Source organism: Streptomyces sp. NBC_00080 (assembly GCF_045041255.1).
Lineage (GTDB): Bacteria > Actinomycetota > Actinomycetes > Streptomycetales > Streptomycetaceae > Streptomyces > Streptomyces coriariae.
On record NZ_CP108235.1, the window covers coordinates 5,878,413 to 5,896,461 of the forward strand.

Sequence of the window (18,049 nt, forward strand, 5' to 3'; positions counted from 1 at the left end):
CCGCGACGGGGGCCGGACGCGTCTTTGATATGGACACAGCCAAGAAACGGCAATAATCTCGAACTTGGTCTAGACCTGCACGCATGAGCTCACTGAACTCCTCACCGAACTCCCCACGTTCTCCAGGAGCGGCAGCATGCGCAAAAAGACCAAGTGGTACGCCGCCGCGCTCGGACTCACCACGGCGGGAGCCTTCGTGCTCACCGCCGGGGGTGCGAGCGGCCACGGCTACACCGACCTCCCCATCAGCCGGCAGAAGCTCTGCCAGAACGGCTCCGTCCCCAACTGCGGTGACATCCAGTGGGAGCCGCAGAGCGTCGAGGGCCCGAAGGGCTTCCCGGCGTCCGGCGCGGCCGACGGAAGGATCTGCTCCGCGAACAACACCCGCTTCGCCCAGCTCGACAGCCCGAAGACCCCCTCGGGCGCGGCGTGGCCGGCCACCAAGGTGACCGGTGGCCAGAGCTACACCTTCCGGTGGCAGTTCACCGCCATGCACGCCACGAGCGACTTCAAGTACTACGTCACCAAGCAGGGCTGGAACCAGAACCACAACCTGGCCCGCTCCGACCTCAACCTCACCCCGTTCCTGACCGTGCCCTACGGCGGTCAGCGGCCCCCGTCCACCCTCTCGCACAGCGGCACGCTGCCGTCCGGGCTCAGCGGACGTCACGTGATCGTCGCGGTGTGGACGGTCGCCGACACGACCAACGCGTTCTACGCCTGCTCCGACGTCACGTTCTGAGCATGGCTTGAGCTCCCCCGGGTCCGCGCGCGGGTACGTTCCCTGCACGCCGGCACGACCAGGTCGGCGACCGGACCTCGGGGGAGCTCATGGAAGCCTTCTTCTACCTCGTGCCGTCGATCATGATCGCCGGCCTGCTGTTCGGCGTGTTCGGGCTGGTCCGCCGCTCCCGGCGGGTCGCCCGGGCCTGGAACGGCGGCCTCACCGCGCAGGCGCGCTGTCTGCGGTCGTACACGACGACCAGCGGCGGCGGCGACACCATGGTCAGCACGACCCTGCACCACGTCTACGAGTTCACCACCCGCGAGGGCCGGGCCGTCCGCTTCGAGGAGGCGAACGGCCCGGGGACGACGATCGAGGGCGACATCGTCACCGTCCACTACGCGGCCGGGCACCCCGAGGAGGCCACGGCCAAGGCGCCCGCCCGCGGCAGGCTCCTCGCCGAGTCGGGCTGTCTGCTGCTCTTCCTCGGCGTGGCCATCGCCTTCTGCGTCTTCTTCATGGTCACCGCCCACTGGATGTTCGCCGAGGCCGACGACTTCATGCCGTAGCCCTCCACATCTGACGGAACGTCAACTACCGTGCGCCGCCATGGAGTCCGTCGCCGAACTCGTAGCGGCCCGGTGGGGCGACCACCGTCCCGGGCTGTGGTGCCAGAACCCCGGGAACCCCGAGGGCACCGGCAATCCCGAGGACACCGGGAGCACCGTCCTCACCCACCACCAGGTCGCCGCTGGTGCCGCCGCCCGTGCGGCGCTGCTGGCCGACCTGCTGCCGTCGGGCGGTCCGCCCCATGTCGGGGTCCTGCTGGACAACACCTTGGAGTTCCCGCTCTGGCTGTCGGCCGCCGCCCTCGCCGGCGCGGCCGTCGCCGGGATCAACCCCACCCGGCGGGGCCCCGAACTGGCCCGGGACATCCTGCACACCGAGTGCGGGCTGCTGATCACCGAGCACACCCATCTCCCCCTCCTCAGGGGCCTCGACCTGCCCGGGGTCCGCCTGCTGATCACCGGCACCCCGGAGTACGACGACCTGCTCGCCCCGTACGCGGACGCCCGCCCCGACGCCTCCCGGGCCGGCCCCGCCGACCGGCTCCTCCTCTACTTCACCTCCGGCTCGACCGGCGCGCCCAAGGCGGCGATCTGCACCCAGGGCCGGCTGGCCGCCGCGGGGCGCTCGCTGGCCGGACACTTCTCCGTGCGGCGGGACGACGTGCACTACGTCTGCATGCCGATGTTCCACGGCAACGCGGTGATCGCCGACTGGGCGCCCGCGCTGGCGGCCGGGGCCGGGGTGGCGCTGCGGCGGCGGTTCTCGGCGTCCGGGTTCCTGGCGGACGTACGGCGCTACCGGGCGACGTACTTCACCTACGTGGGCCGGGCGATCCAGTACGTCCTGGCCACCGAGCCGCGCCCGGACGACCGGGAGCACACCCTGCGGCTCGGTTTCGGCACCGAGGCGGGGGCGGTGGACGCGGCGGCCTTCGAGCGACGGTTCGGGGTGCGGCTGGTGGAGGGGTACGGCTCCTCGGAGGGCGGGGCGGCCGTGCAGTGGTCGCCGGGGACTCCGGCGGGGGCGGTCGGGCGGGCGGCGCCCGGTCTCGTCGTCCTCGACCGGGAGACCCGCGCCGAGTGTCCGCCGGCCGTTCTCGACCCGGCCGGTCGGCTGCTGAACGGCGAAGAGGCGATCGGCGAGCTGGTCAACCGGGGACCCAACCCCTTCGAGGGCTACTGGCGCAACCCGGCGGCCGAGGCGGAGCGGCGCCGGACCGACGGGGAGTACTGGACCGGCGACCTCTTCTACCGCGACCGCGAAGGCTTCCTCTACTTCGCGGGCCGCACCGACGACCGGCTCCGCGTCGACGGCGAGAACCTGGCCGCCGCGATGATCGAGAACATCCTCGCCCGGTACGAGGGGGCGGCCGCCGTGGCCGTCTACGCGGTGCCGGATCCGGTGACCGGGGACCAGGTGATGGCGGCGCTGGCGGGATCCTTCGATCCGCTCGGTTTCGCCGAGTTCCTGCTCGCCCAGCCGGATCTGGGGACGAAGATGGCGCCCCGGTTCGTACGGGTCCTGGAGCGGATGCCCGTCACCGCCACGAACAAGATCCACCGGGCACTGCTGCGGCGGGAGGGGATCCGGTGCGCCGATCCGGTGTGGTGGCGGCCGCCGGGCGGGGCGACGTACCGACGGCTGACGACGGCGGACGCCGACAGCATGGGGACCGGGGGGAACGCCGAAGGGCCCCTCGTGTCACGAGAGGCCCTTCATCGGTGCGCCGCCAGGGACTCGAACCCCGGACCCGCTGATTAAGAGTCAGCTGCTCTAACCAACTGAGCTAGCGGCGCATGACTCCCGTCCTCCGCCTTCGGCGGCTGACGACGGAGAAAATACTACCCGGTCCGCGGGGGTGCTCCGGACCATGCCGGGAGCACCCGCCGGGCCAACGGTCGGACGGGCGTCAGATCGCGAGCGACAGCAGTACCGGTGCCGCGTTCCTGTTCAGGGTCTCGGCGGCCTGGCGGAGCCGGTGGGCGTGCTCGACGGGCAGGGAGAGGGCGAGGCAGCCCGCCATGGAGCCGGCGGTGATCGGGACGGCCGCGCAGACCGTGCCGATCGCGTACTCCTGGAGGTCGAGCGTCGGGACGGTGGGCGGCTGGGCCTCCAGGCGGGAGAGCAGCAGCTTGTCGCTGGTGATGGTGCGCGAGGTGAGCCGGGCCATCTTGTGCCGGGAGAGGTGGTCGCGCCGGCCGTTGTGGTCGAGCTGGCCCAGCAGGCTCTTGCCGAGCGCTGTGGCGTGCGCGGAGGAGCGGAAGTCGACCCACTCGTTGACGGACGGTGTGGCCGGGCCGTCGGCGTACTGGGTGATCGTGACCTCGCCGTCGACGTACCGGCTGATGTAGACGGCGGCGCCGACGGAGTCACGGAGCCGGTCGAGGGTGTGCTGGAGCTGGTCGCGCAGGGCCTGCGCGCGATGGTGCGCGGAGCCCAGGCGGGTCAGGGCGTCGCCCGTGACGTACGCCCCGTCGGCGATCTGCTCGACGTAGCCCTCGCGGCGCAGCATGCGCAGGAGCGCGGTCAGCCGCTCCGGGGTGAGTCCGGTCTGGCGGGCGAGTTCGGCGTCGGTGACACCGGTGGAGTGCCGCGCCACCGTCTCCAGGACGCGCAACGCTTCCTGGGCCGAGTGGTACGGCACGGTCGGCTCGTGCTTCAGCGCCACGGTTTCCCCCCTGGTCGCCTCATGGCCGTGATCCCTGATCCTGCCAGCGAATCACCCTCCACGATATCCGGCAACCGGCTCGTGGGGAGGGGTGTTGAGGGGATTACCCCCTCGCGGCAAGGGGGTTGCTCCCATGGCATATGTCAGCAGCATGCCTGGGTCCGGGCGGGGGTTTCCGCGCACCGAGTGATGCGGGTCGCCGGGGGAGAGGGAGGGGCGCCACTCGGGGTGGCGCCCCTCCCCGAGCCTCACAGCACGGCGCTGAGGAACTCCCGCGTCCGCTCCTGCTCCGGTTCGCTGAAGATCTTCTCCGGCGGGCCCGACTCGATGACACGACCCGAGTCGAACATCAGGACCTGGTCCGAGATGTCCCGGGCGAAGCTCATCTCGTGGGTCACGCAGAGCATCGTGATGTCGGTGGTGCGGGCGATGTCCCGCAGCACGTCCAGGACGCCGGCCACCAGCTCCGGGTCCAGCGCGGAGGTCACCTCGTCCAGCAGGAGGACCTGCGGTCGCATCGCCAGCGCCCGGGCGATCGCCACCCGCTGCTGCTGGCCGCCGGACAGCTGGGTCGGGTACTTGTCGATGTGCTCCGTCAGGCCCACCAGTTCGAGCAGGTCGCGGGCCCGCTGCTCGGCCTCGTCCTTGGACAGGCCGAGGACGGTGACCGGAGCCTCGGTGATGTTGCGCAGCACTTTCATGTTCGGGAAGAGATTGAACTGCTGGAAGACCATCCCGATGTTCTTGCGGACCTCACGGATGTGCTTCTCGCCGGCCCGGACCAGCTTCCCGTTCCGCTCCTCGTGGGTCAGGTAGTCGCCGCCCACCCTGATCGTGCCCTCGTCGGGCTCGGTCAGGGTCATCAGCAGCCGCAGGATCGTCGTCTTGCCGGAGCCCGACGGGCCGATCAGTGTGACGTGCTTGCCGGAGTCGACGGAGAAGTCGAGCCGGTCGAGGACGGTGTTGTCGCCGAAGCGCTTGGTGACCTTGTCGAACCGGATCAGTTCACTGCCGTCCACCGGCGGATTGGCGAGGAGTTCGGTGTTCTCTGCGGGATTGGTGTCAGCGGACAAGGCGTCGCTCCAGGGCTCGGATCAGGAGGGAGGCGGGGTAGGCGATGACGATGAAGGCCACGCCCACGACGGTGAGCGCCTCGGTGGTGAAGGTCTCGTTGCTGAAGGCCTGGGCCTCGCCGAGCATGTCGAAGGCCCCGATGGTCGCGATCATCGGGGAGTCCTTGAGCATGGCGACGACGTAGTTGCCCAGCGGCGGGACGACGCGGCGGATCGCCTGCGGAAGGATCACCGCCCGCCAGGTGCGCCCCTTGGACAGGCTCAGCGCCGTGGCCGCCTCCCACTGGCCGGCGGGCACGCCGTCGATGCCCGCGCGGTAGACCTCCGCGGTGTAGGTGGAGTAGTGCAGTCCGAGGCCGACGATGCCGGTGGTGAGCGGCGACATCGACGGGCCGAAGTTGGGGACCACGTAGAAGAGGAAGAAGAGTTGCACCAGCAGCGGTGTGTTGCGGATGAACTCCGTGACGGCGACGACCGGCCAGCGCACCCAGGCCTGCGCGGACCGCTGTGCCAGCGCCCACACCAGACCGAGCGCGAAGGCGATCAGGGTGCCGATGGCCAGGGCTTGCAGGGTGACGAGCACGCCGTCCCAGAACCGCGGCATGAAGTCGTCCACGACGTTCCAGTCCCAGCTCATCCCATACCTCCCGCGGACTGCGAACCGGCCTGCAGGCTTTCGCCGCGGGCGCCGGGTTTCCTGGTCGTCCCGCCGTTCTTCACCGGCAGTTGCCCGATGCCGGCCTTCGCCCTGCGCTCCAGCAGCCGCATGCCACGGGTGATCAGGAAGGCGAGAACGAAGTAGAGGACCAGCAGCAGGGTGTAGACCGGGGTGGTCTCGTTGGTGCCCAGCCGGAGCAGATTGCCGGCGAACGTCATGTCGGCCACGGTGATGACCGACACCAGGGCGGTGCCCTTCAGCAGCTCGATCAGCAGGTTGTTGAACGGCGGCACCATCTCGGGCCACGCCTGGGGCAGTTCGATCAGGCGCAGCCGCTGCAGGCGGGTGAAGTTGAGCGCGATGCCCGCTTCCTTCTGGGCCGGCGTGACGGCGGCCAGCGAACCGCGCACGATCTCGGAGCCGTAGGCGCCATAGGTCAGGCCGAGCGCGCTGACGCCGGCCCACATGGGCACCAGCTGCCAGCCGAAGAGGGGCAGCGCGAAGAACATCCAGAACATCAGCACCAGCGCCGACATGCCACGGAAGACCTCGAAGTAGGTCCCGGCGAGGAAGCGGACGATCCAGAACTGCGACCCGCGGGCGAGACCGATGCCGAACGAGATGGCGGCGCCGAGGGCCGCGGAGAGCACCGTCACCTGGACCGTGACCCAGACCCCCGGCAGGAACCAGGTGGTGAAGAACTCGGAAGTCATCATCAGCCGCACAGCTCCTTCGCCGTGAGGTCCGTCATGTCGGCCTTGGCGAAGCCGAAGGGGCCGACGATCCGCAGGAGTTCCCTGTAGTCGTCCTGCTTGAGCTTCAGCAGCTCCTTGTTGAACGCGTCCCGGAAGTTCTTCTCGGACTGCCGGAAGGCGAATCCGCCGGCGCCGTAGGCGGGCTTGCCGTCGACCACGGGCTGGAACGGCTCGGTGGCCGACACGCGTCCGGAACCCGCCACCGCCGACTTGACCGTGATGCGCGTGCCCGCGAAGGCGTCCACCCGGCCCTGCGCCACCGCGTCGAGCCCGGCCACCTGGTCCGGCAGGACCAGCACATCGGAGATGCCCGCGGCCTTGGCGTAGTCGATCTGGGCGTATGCCTTGCCGGAGGCCAGCTTGAGGCCCTTCTTCTTGACGTCCTCATACGTCTTGATGCCGTGCGGGTTGCCCTTCCTGACGATGAAGGCGTCCAGCATCAGGTAGTCCGGGTCGGCGAACAGCACCTGTTCGCACCGCAGGGGATTGATGTACATCCCGGCCGACACCACATCGAACTGCCGGGCCTTCAGCCCGGGTATGAGGGCACCGAAGTCCACCGGCACCGGCTTGACCTCGTCGATGCCGAGTTTATTGAAGATCACTTTCGCGATCGCGGGTGCTTCTCCGGTGGCCTGTCCGTCGTCTCCGACATAGCCGAAGGGCGGTTCGCTGGCGATGCCGATCTTCACGGATCCCTGATCCCGCAGGGTGTCCAGGAGGCTGCCTCCCAACACCTTTCCGTCCCCCGGGACGCGGCTGCAGCCGACCACCCCGAGACCCCCCGCAGCGCTCAGCGCCGCTCCGGCGAGCAGCGAGCGGCGGCTGAGTCTTCCGTGGCGGCCGTTGTCGGTTCCTGATCGATGCGCGTGTGGTCGAGCCATAGGCGCGCCGCTACCCGACTTCATGCGAGTTACACGGGTCGCTTTCGGCCCCGGTCGTCACCGAGGCCGCCTTGACCGCGGGTGGACCATGGAACGCATGGCTGACCGATACATCGAAGTCTCGCTGGTCAAGCGCGGAATCACCGCCACGGCGCAGCTGCTCGACGATCGTGCGCCGATCACCTGCGCGGCCGTCTGGGATTCCCTTCCGCTCGCCGGAGACGTCTACCACGCCAAATACGCCCGTAACGAGATCTACGCCCTTTTCCCGCCATTCACGACATCCGAACCACCGCTGGAGAACCCGACCGTCACTCCCATCCCGGGAGATCTCTGCTATTTCTCCTTCGCGGGAACGGAACTCGGCACCCAGGCCTACGGCTACGACCGCGAGGTCCGCCCCGGCACCACGGTCGTCGACCTGGCCCTCTTCTACGAACGCAACAACCTGCTCCTCAACGGCGACGTCGGCTGGGTCCCCGGCATCGTCTGGGGGCGGATCGTGGAGGGCCTGGAGGAGATGGCGGAAGGGTGCAACGACCTGTGGCGAACGGGCGCGGCGGGAGAGACGCTGCGGTTCCGGCGCTCCGGCCCGCCCGGGGGCGCCCCTGCCGGGTGAGGGGCCGGGGTGAGAGCGGGTGGCGAGGGCGAGGGGCGCGGGCTACGACCACCCGCGCAACGCGTGCCCCGCCCGTAGCACCAGGTCGTCCCGGTGGCGGGCGGCCACGATCTGCAACCCCACCGGCAGCCCGTCGCCGTCCGTGCCCACCGGGACGGTGGCCGCGGGCTGCTGGGTGAGGTTGAAGGGGTAGGTGAAGGGGGTCCACCCCGTCCAGCGCCGATGCCCCGACCCGGCCGGCACCTCGACTCCCGCCTCGAACGCCGTGATCGGCAGCGTCGGGGTGAGGAGCAGGTCGTAGGTGTCGTGGAAACGGCCCATGCGGCGGCCCAGTTCCATCCGGACGTCCACCGCGGACAGATAGTCGAGGGCGGAGTACCGCGCGCCCTCGGCGCAGATCTCCCGCAGCCCCGGGTCGAGCGTCTCCCGCCGGTCCGCCCGCAGCCGTCGGGTCACCTGGGCGGCCCCGGCGAACCACAGGGTGTGGAAGGCGTCCACCGGGTCGGTGAAGTCCGGGTCGGCCTCCTCGACGTACGCGCCGAGCTCCGCCAGCCGCTCCACGGCCCGCCGCACCGCCGCCGCGACCCCCGGCCGTACCGCGACCTGTCCGCCGAGCGACGGCGAGTACGCCACCCGCAGTCCGCGCACGCCCCGGTCGAGCCCCGCCCGGAACGACCCGTCCGGCGGACCCAGCGCCGACCAGTCCCGTGGGTCCGGCACGCCGATCACGTCGAGCAGCAGCGCCGCGTCCGCCGCGTCCCGGGTCATCGGACCCACGTGCGCCAGCGTGCCGAAGGCGCTCGCCGGGTACAACGGCACGCGGCCGTACGTCGGTTTCAGCGCGAAGATCCCGCAGAACGCGGCCGGGATCCGGACGCTGCCCCCGCCGTCGGTCCCCAGCGACAGCGGCCCCGCGCCGAGCGCCACCGCGGCCGCGCTCCCGCCGCTGGAACCGCCCGCCGTGCGCGACGGGTCGTGCGGGTTGCGGGTCACACCGGTCAGCGGGGAGTCCGTCACCCCCTTCCAGCCGAACTCGGGCGTGGTCGTCTTGCCGACGAAGACCGCGCCGGACTCGCGCAGCCGGGCGACGGAGGGGGCGTCCTCGTCCCAGGACCCTGACGGGTCGACGGACTTCGAGCCGCGCAGGGTCGGATGGCCCTTCAGCAGCAGGATGTCCTTGACCGTCACCGGCACCCCGTCGACCGGCCCGGCCGGCTCCCCGCGCCGCCACCGCTCCCGAGAGGCTTCCGCCTGCGCCCGCGCCTCGTCGGCGAGGATCCGTACGAACGCGTTCACCTCCGGCTGGATCCGCTCCGCCCGGTCCAGGGCCGCGCGGGTCGCCTCCACGGGGCTGAACTCGCCCTTGCGGTAACCGTCGAGGAGCTCGGTCGCCGTGAGTGTGGTGAGGTCGGTCATGCACCCTCCCGAAGCCGGGGACGTCAGTGTCCGGGCACGTATCCGCGCTGCTTGTCGACCACGTTCTTCAGCGGCCGGCCCGCCGCCCACCGCTCGAACAACTCCACGAACTGCGCGCCGAGTTCGTCCCGCCAGCCGACCGTGTCTCCGCTCATGTGGGGCGAGATCAGCAGCCCCGGGACGTGCCACAACGGGCTGTCGGCGGGGAGGGGCTCGGTGGTGAGGACGTCCAGGGCGGCGCCCGCGATCCACCGCCGTTCCAGGGCCCGCACCAGCGCGTCCTCGACGACCAGCGGGCCGCGGCCGACGTTCACGAAGCGGGCGGAGGGCTGCATCACGCCGAACCGCCGGGTGTCGAACATGCCGTGTGTCTGCTCGGTGAGCGGGGCGGCCGCGATCACCCAGTCGGCGCGGGCGAGGAGTCGGTCCAGGTCCTGGGGGCCGTGGATGCCGGTGCGCGGGACGCGGCCGACGACGGCCGTGGTCATGCCGAGCGCCTTCAGGGTGCGGGCGATCGCCCGTCCGATCGGCCCCGACCCGACCACGACGGCCCGGGTCCCGGAGACCCGCCCGCCCTCCCGGTGCCGCCACTCGCCCCGCTGCTGAAGCTCCCAGCTCCGCGGCAGATCCTTCGCCATCGCCAGGACCAGCGCGGCGACGTACTCGGCGATCGGCTCGTCGAAGATGCCGCGGGCGTTCGTCACCACCGTGTCCGAGGCGGCCAGCTCGGGGCAGAGCAGGTGGTCCACGCCGGCGCTCGCCGTGTGCACCCAGCCCGGCCGCGGCCCCTCGCCGGGCCAGGCGGCGCGCACGGCGTGCGAGGTGAAGTCCCAGACCAGCAGGACGTCCGCCTCGGGCAGCCGCGCGGCGAGGGATGCCTCGTCGGTGTGCAGCACCCGGGCCCGCCCGGTGAGACGCCCGAGCCGGGGCAGGGGATCGCTGTCCAGCACGAGAACCGTGGGCAGGGCTGCGGGGACGACGGCCATCCGATGCCCCCTCCGTCCGTGACCAAGTGCCTGACGTGCGCGGATTGACCACGTTCGCACCCGAACCTACCGTCGTCAACACGGCCGTGCGTACGGCTCGTTGCGCATCCTGTCTCCCGGTGAGGGCGGTGCCCGCAATGGACGTCACCTTTCTCGGCGGCCCCCGCGCGCAGCGCGGCCTCGGGGTCGTCGCCCCCTTCGACTTCGCGCTGGATCGCGAGTTGTGGCGCTGGACGCCGGACGACGTCTCGCTCCACCTGACGCGCACGCCGTACGTCCCCGTCGAGGTCAGCCTGGATCTCGCCCGCCGGGTGAGCGAGCACGAGACCCTCAGGGACGCCGTCCGCACCCTGATCGCGGTCGCCCCCGAGACCGTCGCCTATGCCTGCGCCTCGGGCAGCTTCGTCGGCGGGCTCGCGGGGGAGCGGGCGATGTGCGAGGCGATGACCAGGGCCGGTGCGACACCGTCCGTGACCACCTCGGGCGCGCTGATCGAGGCCCTGACGGAGCTGGGCGCCCGCCGGGTGGCGCTGGTGACGCCGTACACGGAGTCGGTGACGCGCTCGCTCGAGGAGTACGTGGCCGAGGCGGGCGGCACGGTCACCGGACGCGCGTTCATGGGCCTGACCCGGCACATCTGGAGGGTTCCGTACCGGGAGGTGGTGGAGATGGCCCACCGGGCGGTGCCCGCGCCCGCCACCGCCGACGTCCTGTTCATCTCCTGCACCAACCTGCCGACCTACGACGTCATCCCCCAACTGGAGGCCGAACTGCGGATACCGGTGATCTCGGCCAACCAGGTGACCATGTGGGCGGCGCTGCGCCGACTGGGTACCCGAGCGGTGGGACCGTATCAAGCGCTGCTGGACACTTCGGCACGTGTGTGGCCCCCCGGGCTGCCGGACACCCGGGTACCGCGGGAACTTCCCGTGCCGCAGGAACCCCCGGTCCTGCCGGACGAAGAGCAGCAGGAAGGCTGGACATGACCGCACTCGGTTTCCTCTATCCGGGCCACTCGGCCGAGGACGACTACCCCCGTATCGAGCAGCTCCTGGGCAGTGACATCCGGTTGGACCTGGTCCACACGGACATCGGCGAGGACGCGCACAGGGTCGACGCGCTGCGCGAGATGGGTGCGCCGCACCGGCTGGCGAAGGGCGTCGAGCAGCTGCGGCTGGCCGGCGCCGAGGCGGTCGTGTGGGCCTGCACCAGCGGCGGCTTCGTGCACGGCTGGGAGGGCGCCCAGGAGCAGGTGCGCGCCCTGGCCACGACCGCCGGGATGCCGGCCTCCTCCACCTCCTTCGCCTTCGTGCACGCGGCCCGTGAGATCGGCGCCGGGCGGGTCGCCGTCGGGGCCACGTACCCGGACGACGTGGCGGCACTGTTCGCCGGGTTCCTGCGGGCGGGCGGAGTGGAGGTGACCGGCGTCCACAGCGCCGGGATCGTCACGGCGGCCGAGGTCGGCACCTGGGGCGAGGCGGAGGTGTTCGCCCTCGCACGGGCGGCCGACGCGCCCGACGCCGGGGCGATCCTGCTGCCCGACACCGCCCTGCACACGGCCGCGTTCCTCCCCGCTCTGGAGAAGGAGTTCGGCAAGCCCGTCCTCACCGCCAACCAGGTCACGGTCTGGGAGGCCCTGCGCCTCACCGACCGCCGGGTGAACGCCACGGGCCTGGGCGTCCTGTTCACCCGGGAGCCGATCGTGCAGGTCTGAGCGGTCGGTCGCGCCGGTCGGTCGCGCCGGTCGGTCGCGCCGGTCGGTCCGGCAGGCCGGCCGGGAATAAACGGGGACACCCTCCTGTTAACCGCCCGAGGACAGTGCACGGTCGACAACAGGAGGACCCCCGTGGCGGCGGACGAGACGGTGAGCGATGTGACGGAGGCGGACGAGATCCGAGGGGTGGCCCAGGGCGGCGCACCGGTGCCGCTCTCCGTGCTGGACCTGGTCACCGTCGGCTCGGGTCGCACCGCCACCGACGCCCTGCGCACCAGCGTCGACCTCGCGCGGTTCACCGAGTCGCGCGGCTTCCACCGCTACTGGGTCGCCGAGCACCACTCGATGCCGGGCGTCGCCTCCTCCTCGCCCGCGGTGATCCTCGCCCACCTCGCCGCCCACACCGACCGCATCCGGCTCGGCTCGGGCGGCGTGATGCTGCCCAACCACGCGCCCCTCGTCATCGCCGAGCAGTTCGGCACCCTGGAGGCGCTGGCCCCCCGCCGCATCGACCTCGGCCTCGGCCGCGCCCCGGGCACCGACGGCGCCACCGCCGCCGCCCTGCGCCGCACCGCCACCCTGCACGAGGGCGCCGACGACTTCCCCGAGCAACTCGCCGAGCTCACCCGTTTCCTGGACGACGACTTTCCCGACGGTCACCGCTACCGCCGTATCCACGCGATCCCCGGCCCGGTCCAGGGCACGTCCCCCGGCGGGGTGCAGTCGCCGCACCGGCCGCCCGTCTGGCTGCTCGGCTCCTCCGGCTTCAGTGCCCGGCTGGCCGGTGTGCTCGGCCTGCCCTTCGCCTTCGCACACCATTTCTCGGCGCAGAACACCGTCCCGGCCCTCGACCTGTACCGGGAGTCCTTCCGGCCGTCCGAGGTGCTCGCCGAGCCGTACGCGCTGATCGGCGTCTCCGTGCTCGCCGTCGACGACGAGCGCGAGGCCCGCCGCCAGGTCCTGGCCACCGGCCTCAACATGATCCGGCTGCGCGGCGGCCGCCCCGGCCTGTTCCCCTCCCCCGAGGAGGCGGAGGCGCACGAATTCAGTCCGCTGGAACGGGAGTTCGTCGACTCCTGGGGCGCGAACATCATCCACGGCACGGCCGACGAGGTGCGCTCCGGCCTCGACGACCTCCACAAGCGCACGGGTGCCGACGAGTTGATGCTCACCAGCCACGCCCACCGCGGTGAGCTGCGCCTGCGCTCCTACGAACTCGTCGCGGACGCCTACGGGTTGCCGACGGCGTAGGTCTCGGTCCCCATCAGCTCGGAGATACGGTCCGGCGACACCGGACGGGAGTACAGCCACCCCTGTCCGGTGTCGCAGCCGATGCTGCGCAGCCGGGTCGCCTGCGCGGAGGTCTCCACGCACTCGGCGGTGACGGTCAGTCCCAGCCGGTGGGCGAGGTCGATCATCGCCTCGACGACGACCTGGTCGGCCGGGTTCGGCGGGGAGCCCGCGCCCTCGTACTGGAAGCCGCGGACGAAGGACCCGTCGAGCTTCAGCACCGACACCGGCAGTCGGCTCAGGTAGGCGAGGTTGGAGTAGCCGGTGCCGAAGTCGTCGATGGCGATGCCGACGCCCATGTCGCTGAGGGCCTGGAGCGCCTGGAGCGGCCGCCCCGCCGAGCCCATCACGGCCGACTCGGTGAGTTCCAGCTGGAGCAGGTGCGGCGCGAGCCCGGTCTCGGCGAGGATCTCCGCCACATCCGCCACCAGGTCGGAGTCCCACACCTGACGCACCGCCACATTGACGCTGACGAACAGCGGCGGATCGTCCGGATTGTCCAGCTGCCACTGCCGTGCCTGGCGGCAGGCGGTGGCCAGAACCCATCGGCCGAGCGGCACGATCGAACCGTCCTCCTCGGCCAGCGCGACGAACCGATTCGGCGACAGCAGCCCGAACCGGGGGTGATCCCAGCGGACCAGTGCCTCCACACCGCGCAGCCGGCCGTCCGACATGCCGACCAGCGGCTGGTAGTCGAGGCGGAACTCGCCGCGCTCGATGGCCGGACGGAGCGTGGAGGCCAGCGCCTGCCGGGTCATCAGATGGGCGTTGCGCTCCGGGTCGAACAGGGTCCAGCGATCCTTGCCGTCCACCTTCGCCCAGTACAGGGTCGTGTCCGCGGCCTGCATCAGACCGGTCGCCGTGGTGCCGGCCGCGTGCCGCTCCACCACCCCGATCGACGCGGAGACGTTCAGCCGGTGCCCGGCCAGGTCGAAGGGGGCCTGGAGCGCCTTGAGCACGGACTCGGCGAGGTCGGCCAGCTGCTCGGTGCCGGTGGAGTCCTCGACCAGCAGGGCGAACTCGTCGCCGCCCAGCCGGGCCACCAGCGGCACGCTCGGCCGGGTCTGCCCGGCCTGCTCGGCGCTCTCGGTCAGCCGTTCGGCGACGGCGGCCAGCAGCAGGTCGCCGACCCGGTGGCCGAGGGTGTCGTTGACCGCCTTGAAGCCGTCCAGGTCCAGGTAGCACAGGCCGATCCGGCCGGTCCCGCTCTGCTCGTACGCCTCCGCCTCCAGTGCCGCGGACACCCGCTCGAAGAACAGGGTCCGGTTGGGCAGCCGGGTGACCGGGTCGTGCATCTGGAGATGCCGCAGTCTCGCCTGGAGGTCACGGTGAGCGCTCACGTCGGCGACCGACAGCAGTACGCCGGGCATGTCCGCGTCGAGCGGGGACACGGTGACCTGCGCCCACAGTGAGCGCCCGTCGGGCTGCTTCAGGCGCCGGGTGCAGCGCAGTCTCGCCTGACGGCCGCGCAGCACCTCGCGGTAGGCGTGCCAGGTGCGCGCGTCGGAGGTCAGGTCCAGCAGGTCGGAGGCGACCCGTCCGACCAGGCCCTCGCTCCCGCCGCCGAGCAGCGCGCCGAGCGCGTCGTTGGCGTCGACGATGCGACCCTCGCCGTCGACCACGGCCATGGCGAGGGGTGCCGCCGCGAAGACGGAACGGTAGGCCGGTGGTCGGTTGACCAGGAGCCCGCTTTCCGTACTGTCGATGTCACTCTCTGTGACGGCTGACCGGTCGAGGTCTGCCGCGGGCGTCGGCCCTTCGGACGTTCCGCTCACCGCTCGCTCCCGCAGTGCACTCGATCGCTGTCCGTGCAGGAAAGTCTGCCGATCATAGAGGCTGCCCCCGGACCCGCGCAGCCACTGCCCAGTGTCCCCGAACAACCGGCCTTTCTGACAGATCGTTTCTGCCCGCACCTGGCCCGGTTCTGTGGGGGGACGACCGCTTGTGACGTTCCGTGAGAATTCCGGGGGTGTCGAGGTGATGCCCGCTTTCTGCCTTCTCACTCGTCTGGGGCAGACAAACAGGGCGTAGTACGACAATTTCACACAGGCTGGGTGGCGGTGTCCTGTGAACCGCCTTCCGGAGGTCTCTGTGCCGCGACTGCCGCGACGTGTGCGACTGCTTCCGCGCCCCCGACTGCGCAGTACGGCGGCCGTGTTCACCACCCTCTCGGCGCTGGTCGCGAACTCGCTCGTCGGCGGCCCCTCGGTCGCCGAGCCCTTCTCACCCGCCCCGTGCGCCCTGACCCGCACCGCGGCCCACCACTCGGAGGGCGTGGACACCTGGAACAGCGCCTACCCCCGGCCGGCCCGTTCCCTCGACGCCGTGATGGTCTTCCTGTCCTTCCCGGACCGGTACCCGACGACCTCCCCCGACGAACTGGCCGCCGACCACTTCCCGGCCACCAGCACCTTCTTCCGGCAGGCGTCCTACGGGAAGTTCGCCCTGCGCGCGCATCCGCTGAAGCGCTGGATCGGCATGCCGAAGCCGTCCACCGCGTACGCCATACAGCGCGACTGGGACGCCGACAGCCGGGCCGCCTACCTGCACGACGCGCTGGCCGCCGCCGACCCCCACGTGGACTTCTCCCGCTACGACGTCGTCTACTTCGTGGCCGACCCGGACGCGCCGGGCGTCGACTCGGACGCCACGAAGGTCGTCAACCTGGACACCCCGCTGAACGCCGACGGCGCGGACATCCGCCGGGTCGTCACCGTCTTCGAGCAGCATCCCCCGGACCGTCTCGTCCTCGCCCACGAGACCGGCCACGTCTTCGACCTGCCCGACCTCTACCACCGCCCCGTCGACGGCAAGGGCGACTGGGACACCTACGTCGGCGACTGGGACCTGATGGGCAGCCAGTTCGGCCTCGCCCCGGACCTCTTCGCCTGGCACAAGTGGAAACTGGGCTGGCTGGACGAGCGCCAAGTGGTGTGCGTACGGGGGCCGGGTCCGACCCGGCTGACCCTGGAGCCGCTGAGCGCCGGGCCGGGCGTGCAGGTCGCCGGCGCCTCGGGAGCGCCGTCCTTCGGGCTCGGCAACGGGCCCAAGCTGGCCGTGGTGCGCACCGGCCCCGACAGCGCGCTCGCCTTCGAGGCGCGCGGTCCGGCGGGCAACGACCGGGCGGCCTGCCGCACCGGCATCCTCGTCTACCGCGTCAGCAGCGGCGCCCGGTCCGGCCGGGGCCCGGTCGAGGTGATCGACGCCCATCCGCGCACCGAGGCCTGCTGGGAGGACTCGGTCTACCCGCCCCTCGCGGACGCCCCGGTCGCCCTCGGCGAGAGCTTCACGGTGCCGGGCAACGGCGTACGGGTGGACGTGGAGGGGCGCACGGTGTCGGGGGAGTGGACGGTGAGGATCACACCGGGGACGAAGCTGTGACCCCTCCTGCGGCGTCCCGGACGTGACCCGTCCTGGACCTGCCCCTCCCGGACGTGACCCGTTTAGGACACGCGAAAGGCCCCTCGCTCTCGCGAGGGGCCTTTGCTGTCGGTGCGCCGCCAGGGACTCGAACCCCGGACCCGCTGATTAAGAGTCAGCTGCTCTAACCAACTGAGCTAGCGGCGCCTGCTGACGTCGTAGACCTTAGCATCCTGGTCCTGGGGAGGAGAAATCGAAATCCGCACGGCCGAACGGGCCGCCCGGACGGCCGCCCACAGCAGGATCTCCGGGCCGGGCAGCCAGGGATGACGGGTGTCCGGGGCGACCATCCAGCGCGTCGACGCACCGTCCCCGGCGGGGGTGAGCGCGGGCACGGTCACCGCGTCGCCCGTGCCGTGACACAGCAGCGGCGGCACCGTCGCGGTACGGCCGTCCCGGCGGCCTTCGGCGCTCCACTCCTCCCACTCCAGCAGCGAGGGCAGGCGCTGGGCCGTGCCCGGCGCCGCGAACAGCAGCGTCCGCCCGCGGAACGCCGCCACCGGCCCGGAGCCCGGCCCCTCGCCCCACAGCCGGTCGAGCATCAGCCGCCCGAACATCGAGGGCGCGCTGACGATGTCGAACGCCGAGCCGCAGGGCAGCACCACCGGGGCCTGCGGCCGCTCCTCCCAGAAGGCGAGCGTGCTGCGCGGATATGTCCCGGCGGAGGCCAGCCAGGCGGCGCCGTCCGGGGTGACGCCGATGGGTTCGTCGCATGCGCTGCTCATACCGCCAGGTCTACCGGGGGTGAGCGGACGAATTCACAGGGTTGCGGGAAACCGGGACGGGAGGGGACGGGGAGGAGTATCTTGCCCGCCCGGCATATGCCAGGCGGGCAGGGCGGACGCGGCGCGGCGGGCGCGGCGCTCAGACGGGGTCGGCGTGCCCCCGACCCTCGGTGTCGCCCCGCAGCAGATCCCGGCCGAACTCGACCATCTTCTTCGCGTAGTCCTCGGTCCACTCGGCCCGTTCGCCGATGTCCGCCGGTGTCAGCCGGTCGAAGCGGCGCGGATCGGCGAGCTGTGCGGCGGCCATGGCCTGGAACTCCACCGCCCGGTCGGCGGCCGCCCGGAACGCGAGCGTCAGTTCCGTCGCCCGCGCGAGCAACGCGGCCGGATCGTCTATCGACTCCAGGTCGAAGAAGTGCTCCGGATCACCGGCCGCCTCGGCGGGCTCGAAGAGCAGGGGCGCGGGGCGAAGCCGCGGTTCGTTCCGACGCGGCGTGGGCTCCGCCATGTCTTCTCCTCCTCGTACGGTTCGGATGGTTCCACGGGT

17 protein-coding genes, 2 tRNA genes and 1 pseudogene are annotated in these 18,049 nt (G+C 71.5%); 8 read left to right on the forward strand and 12 right to left on the reverse strand.

What is annotated here, in order from left to right:
* Nucleotides 1-136 precede the first annotated feature (136 nt).
* From OHU34_RS26300 to OHU34_RS26310, 3 genes and pseudogenes are all read left to right on the forward strand, one after another.
* On the forward strand, nucleotides 137-742 hold the full coding sequence (locus OHU34_RS26300) for a lytic polysaccharide monooxygenase (RefSeq protein WP_020132274.1): 606 nt from the start codon (nucleotides 137-139) through the stop codon (nucleotides 740-742).
* An 89-nt stretch (nucleotides 743-831) separates the two neighbouring features.
* The gene (locus OHU34_RS26305) at nucleotides 832-1,293 is read left to right on the forward strand and encodes a DUF3592 domain-containing protein (protein WP_142264495.1); all 462 of its coding nucleotides are present in this window, start codon (nucleotides 832-834) and stop codon (nucleotides 1,291-1,293) included.
* 40 nt (nucleotides 1,294-1,333) lie between these two features.
* A pseudogene (locus OHU34_RS26310) lies at nucleotides 1,334-3,051 on the forward strand (AMP-binding protein).
* Here the strand turns inward: OHU34_RS26310 and OHU34_RS26315 are convergent.
* From OHU34_RS26315 to ehuB, 6 genes are all read right to left on the reverse strand, one after another.
* Nucleotides 3,017-3,090: transfer RNA gene (locus OHU34_RS26315), tRNA-Lys, on the reverse strand. The pseudogene OHU34_RS26310 and the gene OHU34_RS26315 overlap by 35 nt on opposite strands.
* Before the next feature lie 113 nt (nucleotides 3,091-3,203).
* A complete protein-coding gene (locus tag OHU34_RS26320; RefSeq protein WP_230195628.1) occupies nucleotides 3,204-3,962 on the reverse strand; it encodes an IclR family transcriptional regulator in 759 nt (252 codons plus the stop codon).
* Between the two features lie 248 nt (nucleotides 3,963-4,210).
* Nucleotides 4,211-5,035, reverse strand: coding sequence for an ectoine/hydroxyectoine ABC transporter ATP-binding protein EhuA (gene ehuA, locus OHU34_RS26325; protein ID WP_020132277.1), 825 nt, complete (start codon nucleotides 5,033-5,035; stop codon nucleotides 4,211-4,213).
* The gene (ehuD, locus tag OHU34_RS26330) at nucleotides 5,025-5,672 is read right to left on the reverse strand and encodes an ectoine/hydroxyectoine ABC transporter permease subunit EhuD (protein WP_020132278.1); all 648 of its coding nucleotides are present in this window, start codon (nucleotides 5,670-5,672) and stop codon (nucleotides 5,025-5,027) included. Before ehuD ends, ehuA begins: the two co-directional genes overlap by 11 nt.
* Nucleotides 5,669-6,409 carry an ectoine/hydroxyectoine ABC transporter permease subunit EhuC gene (gene ehuC, locus OHU34_RS26335; protein ID WP_142264493.1) on the reverse strand — a complete coding sequence of 247 codons (741 nt, stop codon included), beginning with the start codon at nucleotides 6,407-6,409 and terminating at the stop codon, nucleotides 5,669-5,671. Before ehuC ends, ehuD begins: the two co-directional genes overlap by 4 nt.
* A complete protein-coding gene (gene ehuB, locus OHU34_RS26340) occupies nucleotides 6,409-7,332 on the reverse strand; it encodes an ectoine/hydroxyectoine ABC transporter substrate-binding protein EhuB (RefSeq protein WP_142264492.1) in 924 nt (307 codons plus the stop codon). Before ehuB ends, ehuC begins: the two co-directional genes overlap by 1 nt.
* Nucleotides 7,333-7,429: 97 nt before the next feature.
* Between ehuB and OHU34_RS26345 the strand changes: the two genes are divergently transcribed.
* Entirely contained in the window at nucleotides 7,430-7,951 is a 522-nt protein-coding gene (locus tag OHU34_RS26345; RefSeq protein ID WP_200839697.1) for a DUF3830 family protein, read from the forward strand.
* Nucleotides 7,952-7,993: 42 nt separating this feature from the next.
* On the opposite strand, the gene OHU34_RS26350 is transcribed toward OHU34_RS26345, so the two are convergent.
* Both OHU34_RS26350 and OHU34_RS26355 read right to left on the reverse strand, forming a co-directional pair.
* The gene (locus OHU34_RS26350) at nucleotides 7,994-9,367 is read right to left on the reverse strand and encodes an amidase (RefSeq protein WP_230195630.1); all 1,374 of its coding nucleotides are present in this window, start codon (nucleotides 9,365-9,367) and stop codon (nucleotides 7,994-7,996) included.
* Between the two features lie 23 nt (nucleotides 9,368-9,390).
* On the reverse strand, nucleotides 9,391-10,353 hold the full coding sequence (locus tag OHU34_RS26355; protein WP_230195631.1) for a D-2-hydroxyacid dehydrogenase: 963 nt from the start codon (nucleotides 10,351-10,353) through the stop codon (nucleotides 9,391-9,393).
* Between the two features lie 137 nt (nucleotides 10,354-10,490).
* On the opposite strand from OHU34_RS26355, the gene OHU34_RS26360 reads away from it, so the two are divergent.
* From OHU34_RS26360 to OHU34_RS26370, 3 genes are all read left to right on the forward strand, one after another.
* On the forward strand, nucleotides 10,491-11,339 hold the full coding sequence (locus OHU34_RS26360) for an aspartate/glutamate racemase family protein (protein WP_142264488.1): 849 nt from the start codon (nucleotides 10,491-10,493) through the stop codon (nucleotides 11,337-11,339).
* Complete coding sequence (locus OHU34_RS26365; protein ID WP_142264487.1) at nucleotides 11,336-12,067, forward strand: aspartate/glutamate racemase family protein; 732 nt, start codon at nucleotides 11,336-11,338, stop codon at nucleotides 12,065-12,067. Before OHU34_RS26360 ends, OHU34_RS26365 begins: the two co-directional genes overlap by 4 nt.
* A 132-nt stretch (nucleotides 12,068-12,199) precedes the next feature.
* Entirely contained in the window at nucleotides 12,200-13,318 is a 1,119-nt protein-coding gene (locus OHU34_RS26370) for an LLM class flavin-dependent oxidoreductase (RefSeq protein ID WP_200839696.1), read from the forward strand.
* Here the strand turns inward: OHU34_RS26370 and OHU34_RS26375 are convergent.
* Nucleotides 13,297-15,132, reverse strand: coding sequence for a bifunctional diguanylate cyclase/phosphodiesterase (locus OHU34_RS26375; RefSeq protein ID WP_142264486.1), 1,836 nt, complete (start codon nucleotides 15,130-15,132; stop codon nucleotides 13,297-13,299). The genes OHU34_RS26370 and OHU34_RS26375 overlap by 22 nt on opposite strands.
* Nucleotides 15,133-15,469: 337 nt before the next feature.
* Here OHU34_RS26375 and OHU34_RS26380 point away from each other — a divergent pair, with 337 nt between their 5' ends.
* Nucleotides 15,470-16,738, forward strand: coding sequence for a M6 family metalloprotease domain-containing protein (locus tag OHU34_RS26380; protein WP_372481746.1), 1,269 nt, complete (start codon nucleotides 15,470-15,472; stop codon nucleotides 16,736-16,738).
* Nucleotides 16,739-16,850: 112 nt separating this feature from the next.
* Here OHU34_RS26380 and OHU34_RS26385 read toward each other — a convergent pair.
* The 3 genes from OHU34_RS26385 to OHU34_RS26395 form a co-directional block, all read right to left on the reverse strand.
* A tRNA-Lys gene (locus OHU34_RS26385) sits at nucleotides 16,851-16,924 on the reverse strand.
* On the reverse strand, nucleotides 16,915-17,502 hold the full coding sequence (locus OHU34_RS26390; protein ID WP_405768599.1) for a bifunctional DNA primase/polymerase: 588 nt from the start codon (nucleotides 17,500-17,502) through the stop codon (nucleotides 16,915-16,917). Before OHU34_RS26390 ends, OHU34_RS26385 begins: the two co-directional genes overlap by 10 nt.
* A gap of 139 nt (nucleotides 17,503-17,641) precedes the next feature.
* The gene (locus OHU34_RS26395; RefSeq protein ID WP_020132289.1) at nucleotides 17,642-18,010 is read right to left on the reverse strand and encodes a hypothetical protein; all 369 of its coding nucleotides are present in this window, start codon (nucleotides 18,008-18,010) and stop codon (nucleotides 17,642-17,644) included.
* Between the last annotated feature and the right edge of the window lie 39 nt (nucleotides 18,011-18,049).

Excerpts from the sequence above, each read along its gene's own strand:
- OHU34_RS26345 (WP_200839697.1), top strand. The coding sequence starts at position 7,430 with ATGGCTGACCGATACATCGAAGTCTCGCTGGTCAAGCGCGGAATCACC.
- OHU34_RS26300 (WP_020132274.1), top strand. The coding sequence starts at position 137 with ATGCGCAAAAAGACCAAGTGGTACGCCGCCGCGCTCGGACTCACCACG.
- OHU34_RS26395 (WP_020132289.1), bottom strand. The coding sequence starts at position 18,010 with ATGGCGGAGCCCACGCCGCGTCGGAACGAACCGCGGCTTCGCCCCGCG.
- OHU34_RS26305 (WP_142264495.1), top strand. The coding sequence starts at position 832 with ATGGAAGCCTTCTTCTACCTCGTGCCGTCGATCATGATCGCCGGCCTG.
- OHU34_RS26350 (WP_230195630.1), bottom strand. The coding sequence starts at position 9,367 with ATGACCGACCTCACCACACTCACGGCGACCGAGCTCCTCGACGGTTAC.
- OHU34_RS26365 (WP_142264487.1), top strand. The coding sequence starts at position 11,336 with ATGACCGCACTCGGTTTCCTCTATCCGGGCCACTCGGCCGAGGACGAC.
- ehuB (WP_142264492.1), bottom strand. The coding sequence starts at position 7,332 with ATGGCTCGACCACACGCGCATCGATCAGGAACCGACAACGGCCGCCAC.
- OHU34_RS26390 (WP_405768599.1), bottom strand. The coding sequence starts at position 17,502 with ATGAGCAGCGCATGCGACGAACCCATCGGCGTCACCCCGGACGGCGCC.
- OHU34_RS26360 (WP_142264488.1), top strand. The coding sequence starts at position 10,491 with ATGGACGTCACCTTTCTCGGCGGCCCCCGCGCGCAGCGCGGCCTCGGG.
- ehuC (WP_142264493.1), bottom strand. The coding sequence starts at position 6,409 with ATGATGACTTCCGAGTTCTTCACCACCTGGTTCCTGCCGGGGGTCTGG.
- ehuD (WP_020132278.1), bottom strand. The coding sequence starts at position 5,672 with ATGAGCTGGGACTGGAACGTCGTGGACGACTTCATGCCGCGGTTCTGG.
- OHU34_RS26355 (WP_230195631.1), bottom strand. The coding sequence starts at position 10,353 with ATGGCCGTCGTCCCCGCAGCCCTGCCCACGGTTCTCGTGCTGGACAGC.